Below are 16,252 nucleotides of genomic sequence, written 5' to 3' on the forward strand. Positions count from 1 at the left end.
GGAATCACTTGTCCAGACGTTCGTCGACGTTCAGGGTGCGCGCCTCGCCTTCGAGCATCACCGGGATGCCGTCGCGCACCGGGTAGGCCAGGCCGTCGGCCTTGCAGATCAGCTCGGACTTGTCGTCGGTGAGCTTGAGCGGGCCCTTGCACAGCGGACAGGCGAGGATATCGAGGAGTTTCGGGTCCATGGTGCGTTCCTTGAACAGGTAATGAATGCGCGCGTCGCACGGCGCGACGACGGATCAGCGGGCGACCAGGCGCTCGAGCTGGGCGTCGAACCAGGCGACGAAGGCCGGCGACGGCTGCGCTTCGACGGCGAGGTACCACCAGTCGGGCGCGGCAAAGGACCGGCATTTCACCGCGTCCTTCTCGGTCATGACCAGCGGCAGCGCCGGGGTGAAGCGCAGTTGCTCGGCGGTGTAGGCCGCATGGTCGGGGAAGGGATGCGGAATCGGCCGCCAGTTTAGCGCCTCGAGCGTCTTGAAGAAACGCTGCGGGTTGCCGATCCCGGCCAGGGCGTGGAGCGCTTGCCCTGCGGGGAAATGCTCGACGCCACGGCGTTCGCCATTGGCCAGGTTGACCAGGGCGGAAGGTCGCAGCACGAAGGAGAAGGCTCCGGGTGGATCGGACGGCGCGCCGTTGTGCAGTACGGCGTCCACTTCCCGCAGACGCTCGACCGGCTCGCGCAGCGGCCCGGCGGGCAGGCAGCGGCCATTGCCCAGGCCGCGGGCGGCGTCGATCAGCACCAGCTCCAGGTCACGGGCCAGGCGGTAATGCTGCAGGCCGTCGTCGCAGAGGATCAGGTCCAGCGGCTCTTCGGCCAGCAGCGCACGCACGGCGCTGGAGCGGTCCGGATCGATCATCAGCGGCACACCGCTGCGGCGGACGATCATCAGCGGCTCGTCGCCCGCCTCCGCCGCCGACTGCTCGGCGCGCACGCGCCAGGGCGTCTGTGGCGGCTTGGCGCCATAGCCGCGGCTGACCACGCCGACCTTGAGGCCGCGGGCGCGGCAATGTTCGATCAGCCAGAGGATCATCGGCGTCTTGCCAGTGCCGCCGACGGTGATGTTGCCGACCACGATGATCGGTACCGGGGCGCGGTAGGCCGGCTTGGCGCCGGAGAGGAAGTCTTCCCGGCGGCCACGGGCGACACGCCGGTAGAGCAGTTCGAGGGGCTTGAGCAAGGCAAGGGCCGGGTGGCCCTTGTACCAGGCGTCGAGCAGGCGGTCGGAGAACGCCATCAGGGGGTCTTCTTGTCCGCCTGGGCCTCGATGGTGGTGATGCGCAGGTGGGTGAAGCCCAGTTTGCCTGCGGCATCCATCGCGGTGACCACGGACTGGTAGTTCACCTTGCCGTCGGCGGTGATCACCACCGGCAGGCTGTTGTCGCCGGCGGATTCGCGCTGCATGGCGTTCATCAGGTTCTCCAGGTCGTCGCGGGCCAGGCTCTGGCCGTTCAGGGCGTAGTGGCCCTCGACGCTGATGGCGATTTCCAGCTGCTTGATTTCGGTGGCTTCCGGCGGCGTGCCGCTGACCGCCTCGGGCAGTTCGACCTTGAGTTGCGCCGGCTTGGTGAACGAGGTGCTGACCACGAAGAACAGCAGCAGCACGAAGATCACGTCGATCAGCGACGCCAGGTTGATGAAGACGTCCTCGCGGGCCGCTCCGCCCGCTCTGCGGCGGAACTTCACGCTTTGCCTTCCTCGGCGAAATCGACTTCGCGATCGCCCTGGGTCACTTCCACCAGCTTGATGGCTTCCTGCTCCATGGCGATGACCAGTTCATCGACGCGGCGCAGCAGGTAGCGATGGAAGAACACCGCCGGAATCGCCACGATCAAGCCCGAAGCGGTGGTGATCAGGGCCTTGGAGATACCGCCGGCGAGCATCGGCGCGTTGGCCATGCCGTCACCCATGAAGGCGCTGAAGATCTGGATCATGCCAAACACGGTACCCAGCAGGCCGAGCAGCGGGGCCATGGCGGCGATGGTGCCCAGCGCATTGAGGTAGCGCTCGAGTTCATGGATGACGCGGGATGCGGCTTCCTCAATGCACTCCTTCATGATCTCGCGACCGTGCTTGGAGTTGGCCAGGCCGGCGGCCAGGATTTCACCCAGCGGGGACGACGCACGCAGGTCCTTCAGGGCCTGGCTGTTCATCTTCTTGTCCTTGATCTGCTTCCACACCTGGCCGAGCAGTTGCGGCGGGGCCACGCGGCTCAAGCGCAGGGTCCAGAGACGTTCGGCGATGATCGCCATGGCAGCGACGGAGCTCAGCATGATCGGCAGCATCATCCAGCCGCCAGCTTTGACCAGTTCCCACACAGTGGTGAATCCCCTGAAAAAAAGTGGCGCCACTCTAGCACAGGGGCTGTTACGAGCAGACCGCCCCCGTCTCATTTTTCCTGCCAGAAATGTGCACCTTCCCGCACTCCCCGGAGCTCGCCATGGGCACCGAGCATCAGCGTCAGCGCGCCTTCCTGGGCCGTATCGTGAATCCGGATGCCGAGTGCACGGAAGCGCTCGACGACCGACGGATGGGGATGGCCGTAGGGGTTGTTGGCGCCGCGGGAAATAATCGCGGCGGATGGCGACACCGCCCGTACGAAAGCTGGCCCGGACGAACTGCGGCTACCGTGGTGACCGGCCAGCAGCCAGTCGACTCGGACATCCGGGTGCGCGGCCAGCCAGGCCAGTTCACCGGATTGCGGCAGGTCGCCGGTCAGCAGCAGGCGTTCGCCGTCGGCTTCGATCTGGAGAACGCAGGAGCGATCATTGCTTTCCCGGGCAACATCCCAGGCCCAGCTCTCGAAGTTCACCCCATCGATGACCCAGCGCTGCTTCCGGCAAGGCTGGGCCCCCAACTCGGGAGACAGGCGATCCGGCTCGCCGCTGATCACCTGCGCCGGCCGCAGCGACTTCTTCACCGCCAGGGCGCCACCGGCGTGGTCGTTATCGGCATGGCTGAGCATCAGCAGGTCGAGATGACCGATTCCCAGGCTCCGCAGCGTCGGTACGACGACGCGCTCGCCGATATCGAAGTCGCCATTGCGCGCACCGGTGTCGTAGAGCCAGGCCCGACTGCGGGTACGGATCATCACGGAAAGCCCCTGCCCCACATCCAGTACCCGAACCTCGGCCACACCGGGCGGCGGCAGAGCAATGGACGGCCAGAACACCGGCAGGAACATCACCAACCCGAGCGCGCGCAGCGGCACTCCGGACGGCGCCAGCAGTACCAGCGCGCCCAGCATCGCCAACAGCAGCGCCCAGGCCGGAGCGGCGACCGGCTGCCAGGCAGGCGCCAAGGCGGCCATCCAGCCCAGCAGCTGGAACAACAGCTCCAGCAACCCGCCTGACACCCAGAGCAAAGCCTCGCCCAGCCAGGGAATACCCAACGCCAGGCTGCCCAGCAGAGCCAGGGGCACCACCAGCATTTCCACCCAGGGCACAGCGATCAGGTTGGCGAGCACCCCGGAAACACTCAGCGGCAGGCCGAGCGCAATGGACGCAGGCAGCAACCCGATCGCCATCAGCCACTGCGCGCGCAACCAGGTACGCCAGGCCGTCCAGCGCCCCAGTCGACCGGAAAAGCCGAAAATCAGCAGCGCCACCGCCGCATAGGACAGCCAGAAGCCGGGCAACAGCACCACCAGCGGCTCGGCCAGCAGCACCGCCAGCAAGGCTCCCAGCAGCGGCGTCCACAAACCACTATGGCGGTATCGCAGACGCCACAGCAGGACGATCGAGACCATGATGCAGGCGCGCTGCAGCGGCACCTCGAACCCCGCCATCAGGCTGTAGGCCCAGGCCCCGAGTGCCGCCAGCAGGCAGGCGCAGGGCAGCCAGGGCAGGCGCGGGGGCCAGATGCCGAAGCGCGCCAGCCCGGCGACCAAGGCATAGAGCAGACCGGCCAGCAGGGAAATGTGCGAGCCGGAAATCACCATCAGGTGCAGGGTTCCGGTGTCCTGCAACACCTGCCAGTCCGCCGTGGTCAGACCGGACGCATCCCCCAGCACCAGCGCCGCCAGGGCACCGGATCGGCCATGGGCATCCACCGCCAGCAAGCGCTGCCGCCAGGCTTCACGCCAGGCCGGAGGGCCGCTGGCCGACTGCAATCGCTGCCCGTCCTTCACGCTGCCGGTAGCGCCGATCCGCTGCGCGGTGAGCCAGGCCTCGTAGTCGAAGCCGGCGCCGTTGGCCATACCGTGTGGGCGCTTGAGCTTCACTGCCAGGCGCCAACGCTCGCCGCCTTCCACCGGCGGGCCGCCGAACCAGGACAGACGCAGCGTCCCTGGCACCTGCGCACGAGGGCTGGAGACATCGGCAAGCATGAAGCGCACCGAGGGCCCGGAGCGATCCGGCAGTCCCTCTACCCTGCCCTCCAGCCACAGCGTGCGGCCGTCGAGCGCCACGGCCAGCCGGTCATCCAGCGCCCACTGGGCCGACTGGCAGGCCCAGGCGAACCCCAGCAGGAACAGGCCGATGAGATAGCCGCGAGTGAACAGCAAGGGCAACCCCAGCGCCGCCAGGAGCAACAGAGCCCAAGCGGGCGGAAGCACCGGCAACCCGCGCAGCGCCAACAATCCGAGGGCCAGCGCAAACATCCCTGAACGAGGCAACGGACTCCTCCCTGGAGCCACCGCGCGACCGCTGGTCAGGCCGATCCGCGATCAGGCCGCTGCGGTTACACACGGACATACTTGGCAACGAATGACTGTCACCTAGCTAGGCATAATGGGCCGTCGTCCGTCTGCCAGAGATTTCCTTCATGCCGCGCCGAATCTTCAAGCGCTACATGCCGGACCCGGAAAGCATCAGAAGCCACAAGGGCCTGCGCTTTCTCGGCCCGCTGATCCAGTCCCCCAACCTCTGGCACCTGAATCGTCGCTCCGTGTCCCGCGCCATGGGCATGGGGCTGTTCGCCGCCTTCATCCCGATCCCGCTGCAGATGCTGCTGGCCGCCTCCCTGGCGGTGTGGGTACGGGCCAACCTGCCGATCTCGGTCGGGCTGGTCTGGCTGACCAACCCGATCACCATGCCCCCGGTGTTCTACTGCACCTACAAGATGGGCGCCTGGGTCATGGGTATTCCCGCGCGCACCCTGCCGGATCACCTGACCTGGGAATGGATCAGCGGCGAATTGGCCGCCCTGTGGCAGCCCTTCCTGCTGGGCTCGGTGATCTGCGGCATTCTGGTGGGCATCCTCGGCTACCTGGCCACCGAGGGTTACTGGCGCTGGTGGGTCGGCCGTAGCTGGCGGCGGCGCCAGGCGCTGCGCAATGTCCAGAGCGGACTTTGACGGTTCTTCGTAGGAGCGAGCTTGCTCGCGAACCGCCCGAGGCACCGAGCTGCCGGCGAACTTGTTCGCGAGCAAGCTCGCTCCTACAGGGTGTTCCCTGAAACGAAAAAGCCGCCCCGAGGGGCGGCTTTTTCATGGTCCGATGGATCATTCGTACCGCAGCGATTCCGCCGGCTGGGTCGATGCCGCACGCCAGGCCGGGTACAGCGTGGCCAGGAAGCTCATCGACAGCGCCGCGACGCAGATCAGGACGATATCCAGCACCTGCGGGTCGGACGGCAGGTAGTTGATGAAATAGATGTCCGAGTTGAACACGTGGGTGCCGGCGACACGCTCCAGGGCCGAGACGATGGTGGTCACGTTGTACGCCGCCAGTACGCCGAGCACGCAGCCGGTGACGGTGCCGATCAGGCCGATCACCGTGCCCTGCACCATGAAGATCGCCATGATCTGCTTCGGCGTGGCGCCCAGGGTCCGCAGGATGGCGATGTCCGCACGCTTGTCGGCCACCACCATGATCAGGGTGGCGATGATGTTGAAGGCGGCGACCGCGACGATCAGCAACAGCAGCAGGCCGATCATGGTCTTTTCCATCTTCATCGCGCTGAACAGACTGCCCTGGGTGTGGGTCCAGTCCACCGAGCGGTAGCCGTCACCCAGCTGTTTGGCGATAGCCGCGCCGATGTCCGGCGCCTGGAACAGGTCCTTCAAGGCGATGCGCACGCTCTGCACCTGGCCCGGCTGCCAGCGCATCAGGCTGGCGGCATCGTCCACGTGGATCAGCGCCAGCGAGCTGTCCAGCTCGGCGCCGACCTTGAAGACACCGACGATGTTCAGACGCTGCATGCGCGGGGTAATGCCGCCGGGCGCGGAGCTGGGCTCGGGGACGATCAGCAGCAGGCTGTCACCGACGCTGACGTGGAAGCGCCGCGCGGTGATCTCGCCGATGACCACGCCGAACTCGCCAGCCTTCAGGTCCTCGAAACGGCCCTGGACCATGTGCTGGCCGATGATCGACACCTGGGTTTCCAGGGCCGGATCGACGCCGTCCACCTCGATAGGCTGCATCATGCCCTTGTAGGAAAGCATGCCGTCGACTTCGGTGTAAGGCACCGCGCCAACCACCTGCGGGTTCTTCTTCGCCGCATCGGCTACAGGCTGCCAGTCGTCCAGCGGGCCGCTGACCGGCTGCAGCACGGCGTGGGGAACCATGCCGAGGATGCGCGAGCGCATTTCCTTCTGGAAACCGTTCATCACCGAGAGCACCACGATCATGGCCAGTACGCCCAGGGCGAGGCCGATCATCGAGGTCAGGGAGATGAACGAGATGTAATGGTTGCGTCGCTTGGCCCGGGTGTAGCGGGTGCCGATGAAGACGGACAGGGGTCTGAACATTCCGGGTTCCCTCAGGCGGCGACCAGCCGGCCCTCCTCCAGGCGCAGCACGCGATCCATCTGCTGGGCGAGGTGGGTGTCATGGGTCACCACCAGGAAGGCGGTGCGCAGGGACTGCGACAGCTCCAGCATCAGCTCCTGGATACCGTAGGCGGTGTGCTGGTCGAGGTTGCCGGTAGGCTCGTCGAGCAGCACCAGCTGCGGGGTGTTAACCAGGGCGCGGGCAATGGCGACGCGCTGGCGCTCACCGCCGGACAGCTCGGCCGGCTTGTGGCTCAGGCGGTGCCCCAGACCCACGCGCTCCAGCAGCGCGGTGGCACGCTGGCGCGCCTCGGGGATCGGCGTCTTGCCGATCAGCAGCGGCATGCAGACGTTCTCCAGCGCGGTGAACTCCGGCAGCAGGTGGTGAAACTGATAGACGAAGCCCAGCGCGCGGTTGCGCAGCAGGCCGCGCTGCTTCTCGTTCAGCGCCGACAGTTGCTCGCCGGCCAGCCAGACGCTGCCGCTGCTGGGCGTGTCGAGGCCACCGAGCATGTTCAACAGGGTGCTCTTGCCCGAGCCGGAGCTGCCGACGATGGCGACGCGCTCGCCCGGCAAAAGCTCAAGCTGCACACCGGAAAGGACCTCGACCGACTGCGGGCCTTCCTCATAGCGCTTGCCAAGATCGCGGCAGCTCAGGACGGCCAGGTCGTGGTGGGTCGGCTTACTCATAACGCAAGGCCTCCGCGGGCTGGGTGCGCGCCGCACGCCAGGCCGGATACAGGGTGGCGAAGAAACTCAGGATCAGCGCGGCGCTGCACACCAGGATCACGTCCTCGCTCATCAGCTGCGAGGGCAGGTAATCGATGAAGTAGACGTCCGCGTTGAGGAATTTGTGGCCCAGCAGGCGCTCCAGCAGGGCGATGGCGTCGCTGACGTTGAGCGCCGCGAGGATGCCCAGTACGCCGCCGATCAGGGTGCCGATCACCCCGATCACCGTGCCCTGGACCATGAAGGTCGCCATGATCTGCCCAGGCGTGGCGCCCAGGGTGCGCAGGATGGCAATGTCAGCCTTCTTGTCGGTGACGACCATGACCAGGGTGGAAATGATGTTGAACGCGGCGACGGCGACGATCAGCAGCAGCAACAGGCCGATCATGGATTTCTCCATGCGGATGGCCTGGTACAGGTTGCCGTGGCTGCGGGTCCAGTCGCGGGCGAAGTAGTCGTTGCCCTTGAGGGTGCGGGCAATTTCCCAGGCGGTGCGCGGCGCCTGGAACAGGTCGTCGAGCTTCAGGCGCAGACCTTCCACCTGGCCGTCCTTGAGGCGGCGCATGCGCGCGGCGTCGTCGATGTGAACCATGGCGACGTAGCCGTCCAGCTCCCCGGCGCCGACATGGAAGGTGCCGACCACGGTGAAGCGTTTCATGCGCGGGAACATGCCGGCCGGAGTGACCGAGACTTCCGGGGCGATGAAGGTGACCTTGTCGCCCAGCTTCACGCCGAGGTTCTTCGCCGCCTTGTCGCCGATCAGGATGCCGAACTCACCGGGCTTGAGGCTCGAGAGCGAGCCCTCCTTGAAGAACTGGTCGATGATCGAGACCTTGCTCTCCTCGTTCGGGTCGACCGCGTTGATCAGCACCTTCTGCACCGTGCCGCCGGCGCTCAGCAGGCCCTGCATCTGGATGAAGGGCGCGACTTCCAGCACGTTGGGGTGCTGCTGCTTGATCTGCCCGGCGATGCCTTGCCAGTCGGAGATGGGCTGGTAGGACTCGACGGTGGCGTGGGGCACCATGCCCAGCACGCGGGTGCGCATTTCGTGATCGAAGCCGTTCATGACCGAGAGCACGACGATCATCACCACCACGCCCAGCGCAAGGCCGATCATGGAAGTGAGCGAAATGAAGGAAACGAAGTGGCTGCGGCGTTTGGCGCGGGTGTAGCGCGTTCCGATGTAGACGGAAAGGGGTCTGAACATGTGGGGCCGATTAAGAAGATGAAGAGTGCGTCGGGCGCCGGTTCCTTCTGGCGTTCGACTTCCGTGTGGCGAGGCTCGGCAGGCGGCTTTACACTCAGACCATCACTGCCTCCGTGGGTTCGCCATGTCCACTCCAGACGCGGATGACCGCCGCGAATACTATCGTATTGAAGACACGCTCGCATTGGAATTTCGCCCGCTGCGCGAGGGCGAGATCCAGTCCGGAGAAGTGCTTCAGGATGATTCCGCGCTGTTCAATCTGCTCAGCGACCTGCACCTGACCGACTTCGAGTCGCAGCACCTGCTGCGCCATATCAACGAGCGCGACCGCCCGCTGGCCAGCTACCTGAAGGTGATCAACAAGCGCATCGACCTGATCGCCCAGGCCCTGACCCAGAGCTTGTTGCGCGAGATCGGCCCGGCTCGTCCGGTCACCCTGTCCGAGGGCGGCATCGACTTCCACGACGACCAGCCCGCGCCAGTCGGCCAGGGCCTTGCGCTGAAGATCGTCCTGCTGCCCCAGGGCCTGGGCCTGCTGCTGCGCGCCAAGGTCACCCACTGCCGGCAGGAGCCCGAGGGCGGCTATGAGATCGGCACCGAATTCGAGACACTCAGCGATGCCCAGCGCCAACTGCTGGCCCGCCACATCCTCCAGCGCCAGGCGCTGGAACGTCGCCAGGCCAAGGCTCGCGGCGAATGAACAAAAGGAATTCCATGCGCCACCTGCTCCTGCTGCTCTGCCTTGCCACACCCCTGCCACTGATGGCCGATACGATCGAGATTCCGGTGGGCGACCAGGGTGATCCGCATATCGTCCTGCCCGCCCGCGGCGAGAGCCAGAACGCCGTACTGGAGCGCTTCGGCCTACCGGACGACGAGCACCCGGCGGTGGGCAAGCCGCCGATCACCCGCTGGGACTACCGCGAATTCAGCGTCTATTTCGAGAGCGGCCGCGTCGTCGACGCGGTGCGCCAGCACCACTCCCAATACCTCAAGGACCTTTCCCCCAAGGAGCCCCAGTGACTCTGATCTATGGACATCGCGGCGCCAAAGGCGAAGCACCGGAAAACACCCTGACCAGTTTCCAGCGCTGCCTGGAGCACAACGTGAAGCGCTGCGAGCTGGACCTGCACCTGTCCCGCGACGGTGAACTGATGGTCATCCACGACCCGACGCTCAAGCGCACCACCGGCCGGCGCGGCAAGGTCTCCGAGCAACTGGCGGACGATCTGGTCACCATGGACGCCCGCGAAGGCGGTCCGGGCTGGGTGCGCCCCTGCCCTATTCCGCGCCTGGCGGAGCTGTTCGAGCGCTGTGATTTCGAACACTGGCAACTAGAGGTCAAAAGCGCCTCGAAGGACCGCGCGGGGCGCACGGTGCAAGCAATCCATCACCTGGTCGGCCGCTTTGGCCTGCGTGACCGGATCACCGTGACTTCAAGTTCCCGTACGGTGCTGCGCGCCCTGGAAGAACTGGCGCCAGAGCTGTCCCGCGGACTGGTGGCCGAATACGCCTGGCTCGACCCGTTGAAGGTCGCCGCGCACTATCGCTGCGATCTGCTGGCGCTGAACTGGATGCTGTGCACCCCGGAACGGCTGCTGAAAGCGCAGAAGCAGGGGCTGCATGTGTCTGTATGGACGGTCAACGAGCCGGCCCTGATGCGCCGGCTCGCTGATTTTGGCGTGGATAGCCTGATTACAGACTTTCCCGGCTTGGCCACTGCCACGATCGGGAATCGCTGAGCAGGTTCCCCCCGACCGGCTCAGGCCGCCGGTCAGGGTACTTCAAAAAATCCGGTTCAGGCCGTCGAACGCCGCTACGCGGTAGGCTTCGGCCATGGTCGGATAGTTGAAGGTGGTGTTGACGAAATACTTCAGGGTATTGAGCTCGCCCGGCTGGTTCATGATCGCCTGGCCGATGTGGACGATCTCCGAAGCCTGGTCGCCGAAGCAGTGCACGCCGAGGATTTCCAGGGTCTCGCGGTGGAACAGGATCTTCAGCATGCCCACCGGCTCGTTGGAGATCTGCGCGCGGGCCATGCCCTTGAAGAAGGCCTTGCCCACTTCGTAGGGGATCTTCGCCGCGGTCAGCTCGTGCTCGTTCTTGCCGATGGAGCTGATCTCCGGAATGGTGTAGATGCCGGTCGGCACGTCGTTCACGAAGCGCCAGCCGTCGTGCTCGACGATGTTGCCGGCAGCCGAACGGCCCTGGTCGTAGGCAGCGCTGGCCAGGCTCGGCCAGCCGATCACGTCGCCCGCGGCATAGATGTTCGACACCGAGGTGCGGTAGTTCTCGTCCACCTCGATCTGGCCACGGCTGTTGACCTTGATGCCGATGTTCTCCAGGCCCAGGCGGTCGGTGTTGCCGGTACGGCCGTTGCACCACAGCAGGGCGTCGGCCTTGATCTTCTTGCCCGACTTCAGGTGCAGGATCACCCCGTTGTCCAGACCTTCCACGCGCTCGTATTCCTCGTTGTGACGGATCAGCACGTTGTTGTTGCGCAGGTGGTAGCTCAGCGCATCGGAAATTTCGTCGTCGAGGAAGCTCAGCAACTGGTCGCGGGTGTCGACCAGGTCCACCAGCACGCCCAGGCCGCTGAAGATCGAGGCGTACTCGCAGCCGATCACGCCGGCTCCGTAGATGATCAGGCGGCGCGGGGTATGGCTCAGGGACAGGATGGTGTCGCTGTCATAGACGCGCGGGTGATTGAAGTTGATGTCCGACGGGCGATACGGGCGCGAGCCGGTGGCGATCACGAACTGGTCGGCCACCAGGCGCTCCACGGCGCCGCTGGGGGTCACCACTTCAACGGTGCGCTCGTCGACGAAGCTGGCGGTGCCGTTGAACATGTCGATGCGGTTGCGCGCGTAGTAACCGGTGCGCGAGGCGACCTGCTTGGAGATGACCTTTTCGGCGCTTTTCAGAACGTCCGGGAAGGAAAACCAACGCGGCTCGCCGATCTGGCGGAACATGGGGTTGGTGTTGAACTCGATGATCTGCTTCACCGAGTGACGCAGCGCCTTGGACGGGATGGTGCCCAGGTGCGTGCAGTTGCCGCCGACCACGCGACGGCTGTCCACCACCGCCAGCTTGCGCCCGTACTTGGAGGCGTTCATCGCCGCCCCCTCGCCCGCCGGGCCCGTGCCGAGAATCACCACGTCGTAGTTGTAGACAGCCATGCGTACTCCTTCAGAACAGGCCGGGGCGCCCGCTTGGCGCTCCCGGCAAAGCCCCGGCGCCACATGCGCCGAGGCGGATCGAAATCATTGGCGCAGCTTAGCCCTGCGGCAAAAGGCTGCACATTAGCGGTTGGTCGGCAGGTAGGCGAATTTTGCCGCCACTACATGCCATTACGTCTCCAACCGGGGGCACACCATCATGCCCGGCGAAGCTTTCATTCAGGCGTCGGAAACAACGCTTCGAAGCGCGGCGTTACGCGGGTAACGAACCCCTCGCCCTGGCGCACGATGAAAAAAGCCGCCAGACCGTGCCGCTCGCCAAAGGTATAGCCCTCCTCCGGCCCCAGCACCATCAGCAGGGTCGACAGACCATCAGCGTTCAGGACCTGCGCATCGGCCACCGTGACCGCCGCCAGCGCATGCTTGACCGGCGCGCCGCTACGCGCATCGAAGGTGTGCGAGTAGCGCTGCCCACCTTCCTCGAAATAGTTGCGGTAGTCGCCGGAGGTGGACAGCCCGAAGCCGTCCAGCGCCACCGAGCGCTCCACCTGCCGTTCGCGCTCGCCGTTGGGTACTTCCAGGGCGATGCGCCAGGGCGTGCCGTCCGGCTTGTGGCCCACGGCCTTGAGCTCGCCGGTGACCTCCACCAGGTAATCCGTAAGTCCCAGCTCCGCCAGGCGTGCGCTGACCTTGTCCACCGCATAGCCGGCGACGATGCTGTCGAAGTCCAGCTGCGCATTGACGTCCTTGCACAACTGCTCGCCCTGCAGATGCAGATGCTGGTGGCCGACACGGGCGCGCTCACGCTCCAGATCGGCGGCCGCTGGCACCTGCTCGCTGCGCGACTGCGGGCCGAAGCCCCAGAGGTTCATCAGCGGCTCGATGGTGAGGTCGAAGGCGCCGCCGCTCTGCTGCGAAAGCGCCTCGCCGTAGCGCCAGAGGGCCAGCATGTCTGCCGGCAGTACCATGCAGGCGCCGGCCGGCTGGGCATTGAAGCGCGACACCACGGAATCGTCACGGTAGGTGGAGAACTGCTCGTCGAGGCTCGCCAGGATCGCATCGACCTCGGCCTTGAGCTTCGCAGCATCCGGCGACTGGCCGGTCGGTACGTACTGCACCGTGTAGCTGCTGCCCATGGTCGGGCCACCGAAACGCTCGACGGACTGCCCGCAGCCACTCAAGACAGCTAGAAGCACGATCAGCAAGCTCGCACGGGACAAGGTCTTCTCCATCAGCCGCCAGGCGCGCGGCGCCGGGCATTCTATCGCAAGCACCCCGCGCTACTGTTTCCGCTCCGGCAAAGGTGCATTACCAAAAGAAAACGGGAGCCGAAGCTCCCGTTTCCCAACCGACTCAGGCGTTGGCCTGGGCCGGGGACTTGCGCTTGAACAGGTAGCAGGCCCCCATCAGCACGATCCACACAGGGATCGCGTACACCGACACGTCGATGCCCGGGATCTGCAGCATGATGCCGAGAATGAACACCACGAAGGCCAGGCACAGCCAGTTGCCGAAGGGATACCACAGCGCGCGGAAGAACGGCTGCACGCCCTTGGCCTGCATGGCCTTGCGGAACTTCATGTGGGCCAGGCTGATCATCGCCCAGTTGATCACCAGGGCGGCGACCACCAGGGACATCAGCAGCTCCAGCGCCTGGTGCGGGATCACGTAGTTGACCACCACGCAGGCCAGGGTGATGAAGGCCGAGACGCCGATGGCCAGCAGCGGCACGCCACGGTCATCGACCTTGGCGAAGGCGCGCGGGGCGTCGCCCTGCTCGGCCAGGCCGAAGAGCATGCGGCTGTTGCAGTACACGCAGCTGTTGTAGACCGACAACGCGGCGGTGAGCACCACGAAGTTCAGGATGTTGGCCGCGATATCGCTGCCCAGAAGCGAGAAGACCTTCACGAACGGGCTGCCGCTGTAGGGGTCGCCGGCGCTGCTGATGCTCTGCAGCAGGGCATCCCAGGGGTACAGCGAGAGCAGCACGGCCAGGGCGCCGATGTAGAAGATCAGGATCCGGTAGATGACCTGGTTGATCGCCTTGGGGATCACCTTCTTCGGCTCGGAAGCCTCGGCCGCGGTGATGCCCACCAGCTCAAGGCCACCGAAGGAGAACATGATGATCGCCAGGACCATCACCAGCCCCTTCCAGCCATTGGGGAAGAAGCCGCCGTGGGCCCACAGGTTGCTCACCGAAGCCTGCGGACCACCGGTGCCGCTGACCAGCAGCCAGATGCCGAGCAGGATCATGCCGATGATGGCGACGACCTTGATGATCGCGAACCAGAACTCGGTCTCGCCGAAGGCCTTGACGTTGAACAGGTTGATGGCGTTGATCAGCACGAAGAACACCGCCGCCGTCGCCCAGGTGGGGAAGTCCGGCCACCAGAACTGGATGTACTTGCCGACGGCCGTCAGCTCCGACATGCCCACCAGGATGTACAGCACCCAGTAGTTCCAGCCCGACATGAAGCCGGCGAAACCACCCCAGTACTTGTGCGCGAAATGGCTGAAGGAGCCGGCAACGGGCTCCTCGACGATCATTTCGCCGAGCTGGCGCATGATCAGGAAGGCGATGAAGCCGCCGATGGCGTAGCCGAGGATCATCGACGGCCCGGCCGATTGCAGAACGCCGGCCGAGCCCAGGAACAGGCCGGTACCGATGGCGCCGCCAAGGGCGATCAGCTGGATATGGCGGTTCTTCAGACCGCGCTTCAGCTCGCCTTCATGCAGATGATGTCCATCCATTTGAAGTCTTTCCGGTTGCAGGAGTTGGCAGGTTTTATCGTTGGTATGGGGGTGCCACTAACGAAAAACGGGAGCCCGAGAGCTCCCGTTTCTCTAGTCCGCCTGAATCAGCGCGGGAAAGCCGGCGGGTTCACGCCAGCCATGTCTTCCATCACGCGGACGACCTGGCAGCTGTAGCCGAACTCGTTGTCGTACCACACGTACAGCACGACGCGGTTGTCGTTGCAGATGGTGGCTTCGGCATCGACGACGCCAGCGTGGCGGGAACCGACGAAGTCGGAGGAGACCACTTCCTGGGAGGAGACGAAGTCGATCTGCTTCTGCAGGTCGGAGTGCATGGCCATCTGGCGCAGGTACTCGTTGATCTCTTCGCGGGTAGTGGACTTCTCCAGGTTCAGGTTCAGGATCGCCATGGAGACGTTCGGCGTCGGAACGCGGATCGCGTTGCCGGTCAGCTTGCCCTTCAGAACCGGCAGGGCCTTGGCGGCGGCGGTGGCGGCACCGGTCTCGGTGATCACCATGTTCAGCGGAGCGCTGCGGCCGCGGCGGCTGCCCTTGTGGAAGTTGTCGATCAGGTTCTGGTCGTTGGTGTACGAGTGAACGGTTTCGACGTGGCCGTTGACGATGCCGTACTGGTCGTTCACAGCCTTCAGCACCGGCACGATGGCGTTGGTGGTGCAGGAAGCGGCGGAAACGATCTTGTCGTCAGCGGTGATGTCGCCATGGTTGATGCCATGGACGATGTTCTTCAGCGCACCCTTGCCCGGAGCGGTCAGGATCACGCGGTCGACGCCCGGGCACTTCAGGTGCTGGCCCAGACCGTCGGCATCACGCCACTTGCCGGTGTTGTCGACCAGCAGGGCGTTCTTGATGCCGTACTGGGTGTAGTCGATCGACGCCGGGTCGTTGGAGTAGATCACCTGGATCAGGTTGCCGTTGGCGGTGATGGTGTTGTTTTCTTCATCGATGGTGATGGTGCCATCGAACGGACCATGCACGGAGTCACGACGCAGCAGGCTGGCGCGCTTGACCAGGTCGTTCTCGGCGCCCTTGCGGACGACGATGGCGCGCAGGCGCAGGCCGTCGCCGCCACCGGTCTTCTCGATGAGGATGCGTGCCAGCAGGCGGCCGATGCGGCCGAAGCCGTACAGGACGACGTCGGTGCCTTCGCGGGCGCCGCCGTTCTGCTTGCCGACCACGTCGGCCAGCTCGTCCTTGGTGAACTGCTCGATGCTGCGGCCGTTACCTTCGGCCTTGAACTTGGCAACCATCTTGCCCAGGTCGACGGAGGCGGCGCCCAGCTTGAGCTCGCTCATCGCCTTGAGGATCGGGAAGGTGTCGTGTACCGACAGGCCGCCTTCGGCCAGGCGGTGACGGGCGAAACGGTGCGCTTTGAGAATCGCGATCACCGAACGGTTGATCAGGCCACGGCCGTAGATCGAGGTCACCACGTTGTTGTTACGGTAGAGTTGGCCGATCAGCGGAATCATGGCTTCCGCGAGGGCTTCACGATCGATCCACTCACCGAGACACTGGTCGGGCTTCTGGGTCACGGGCAATACCTTCCACATGTAGGAGAAGAAAAAAGGGGCTACATTATGACGGCGCGAACAATCGCCGGCAATCCGCAGCGGTCGTATGACTGACATCCGTCAATCGGGATAGTTACA

General features: G+C 65.2%; 15 protein-coding genes and 1 pseudogene. 4 read left to right on the forward strand and 12 right to left on the reverse strand.

Annotation, left to right across the window (positions count from 1 at the left end; all coding sequences use genetic code 11):
• Positions 1–4: 4 nt before the first annotated feature.
• The 5 genes from SD196_RS18685 to SD196_RS18705 form a co-directional block, all read right to left on the reverse strand.
• Positions 5–190 (reverse strand): Trm112 family protein, encoded by a 186-nt coding sequence (locus SD196_RS18685; protein WP_009621404.1) that lies wholly within the window; start codon positions 188–190, stop codon positions 5–7.
• Between the two features lie 54 nt (positions 191–244).
• On the reverse strand, positions 245–1,243 hold the full coding sequence (gene lpxK, locus SD196_RS18690; protein ID WP_416310537.1) for a tetraacyldisaccharide 4'-kinase: 999 nt from the start codon (positions 1,241–1,243) through the stop codon (positions 245–247).
• Positions 1,243–1,692, reverse strand: a complete 450-nt coding sequence (locus SD196_RS18695) for an ExbD/TolR family protein (RefSeq protein WP_275611022.1) — start codon at positions 1,690–1,692, stop codon at positions 1,243–1,245. Before SD196_RS18695 ends, lpxK begins: the two co-directional genes overlap by 1 nt.
• On the reverse strand, positions 1,689–2,324 hold the full coding sequence (locus SD196_RS18700) for a MotA/TolQ/ExbB proton channel family protein (protein WP_275611021.1): 636 nt from the start codon (positions 2,322–2,324) through the stop codon (positions 1,689–1,691). The genes SD196_RS18695 and SD196_RS18700 overlap by 4 nt, the downstream gene beginning before the upstream one ends.
• Positions 2,325–2,395: 71 nt before the next feature.
• Positions 2,396–4,606: a DNA internalization-related competence protein ComEC/Rec2 gene (locus SD196_RS18705; RefSeq protein WP_416310538.1), complete on the reverse strand. Its 2,211-nt coding sequence runs from the start codon at positions 4,604–4,606 to the stop codon at positions 2,396–2,398.
• Between the two features lie 164 nt (positions 4,607–4,770).
• Between SD196_RS18705 and SD196_RS18710 the strand changes: the two genes are divergently transcribed.
• The gene (locus tag SD196_RS18710) at positions 4,771–5,301 is read left to right on the forward strand and encodes a DUF2062 domain-containing protein (RefSeq protein ID WP_275611019.1); all 531 of its coding nucleotides are present in this window, start codon (positions 4,771–4,773) and stop codon (positions 5,299–5,301) included.
• Between the two features lie 147 nt (positions 5,302–5,448).
• On the opposite strand, the gene SD196_RS18715 is transcribed toward SD196_RS18710, so the two are convergent.
• From SD196_RS18715 to SD196_RS18725, 3 genes are read right to left on the reverse strand one after another with little or no spacing between them, the layout of a single operon-like run.
• On the reverse strand, positions 5,449–6,696 hold the full coding sequence (locus SD196_RS18715; protein ID WP_331319880.1) for a lipoprotein-releasing ABC transporter permease subunit: 1,248 nt from the start codon (positions 6,694–6,696) through the stop codon (positions 5,449–5,451).
• 11 nt (positions 6,697–6,707) lie between these two features.
• Positions 6,708–7,406, reverse strand: coding sequence for a lipoprotein-releasing ABC transporter ATP-binding protein LolD (lolD, locus tag SD196_RS18720; protein ID WP_275611017.1), 699 nt, complete (start codon positions 7,404–7,406; stop codon positions 6,708–6,710).
• On the reverse strand, positions 7,399–8,652 hold the full coding sequence (locus SD196_RS18725) for a lipoprotein-releasing ABC transporter permease subunit (protein ID WP_275611016.1): 1,254 nt from the start codon (positions 8,650–8,652) through the stop codon (positions 7,399–7,401). Before SD196_RS18725 ends, lolD begins: the two co-directional genes overlap by 8 nt.
• Before the next feature lie 124 nt (positions 8,653–8,776).
• Between SD196_RS18725 and SD196_RS18730 the strand changes: the two genes are divergently transcribed.
• Genes SD196_RS18730 through SD196_RS18740 form a run of 3 tightly spaced genes read left to right on the forward strand, consistent with a single transcriptional unit; the run spans position 8,777 to position 10,394 of the window.
• Positions 8,777–9,352, forward strand: coding sequence for a PilZ domain-containing protein (locus tag SD196_RS18730; protein WP_416310539.1), 576 nt, complete (start codon positions 8,777–8,779; stop codon positions 9,350–9,352).
• A gap of 14 nt (positions 9,353–9,366) precedes the next feature.
• A complete protein-coding gene (locus tag SD196_RS18735; RefSeq protein WP_275611014.1) occupies positions 9,367–9,675 on the forward strand; it encodes a phosphodiesterase in 309 nt (102 codons plus the stop codon).
• A complete protein-coding gene (locus SD196_RS18740; RefSeq protein WP_331319881.1) occupies positions 9,672–10,394 on the forward strand; it encodes a glycerophosphodiester phosphodiesterase in 723 nt (240 codons plus the stop codon). The genes SD196_RS18735 and SD196_RS18740 overlap by 4 nt, the downstream gene beginning before the upstream one ends.
• A gap of 42 nt (positions 10,395–10,436) precedes the next feature.
• Here SD196_RS18740 and sthA read toward each other — a convergent pair whose 3' ends face one another.
• From sthA to SD196_RS18760, 4 genes and pseudogenes are all read right to left on the reverse strand, one after another.
• Entirely contained in the window at positions 10,437–11,831 is a 1,395-nt protein-coding gene (gene sthA / locus SD196_RS18745) for a Si-specific NAD(P)(+) transhydrogenase (protein ID WP_275611012.1), read from the reverse strand.
• 215 nt (positions 11,832–12,046) lie between these two features.
• On the reverse strand, positions 12,047–13,063 hold the full coding sequence (locus SD196_RS18750) for an FAD:protein FMN transferase (RefSeq protein ID WP_416311755.1): 1,017 nt from the start codon (positions 13,061–13,063) through the stop codon (positions 12,047–12,049).
• Positions 13,064–13,111: 48 nt separating this feature from the next.
• Positions 13,112–14,582: pseudogene (locus SD196_RS18755) on the reverse strand (amino acid permease).
• 107 nt (positions 14,583–14,689) lie between these two features.
• Positions 14,690–16,153, reverse strand: coding sequence for a glyceraldehyde-3-phosphate dehydrogenase (locus tag SD196_RS18760; RefSeq protein ID WP_275611010.1), 1,464 nt, complete (start codon positions 16,151–16,153; stop codon positions 14,690–14,692).
• Positions 16,154–16,252: the final 99 nt, after the last annotated feature.

The sequence above is a fragment of the Pseudomonas macauensis genome (genome assembly GCF_047902425.1).
Lineage (GTDB): Bacteria > Pseudomonadota > Gammaproteobacteria > Pseudomonadales > Pseudomonadaceae > Pseudomonas.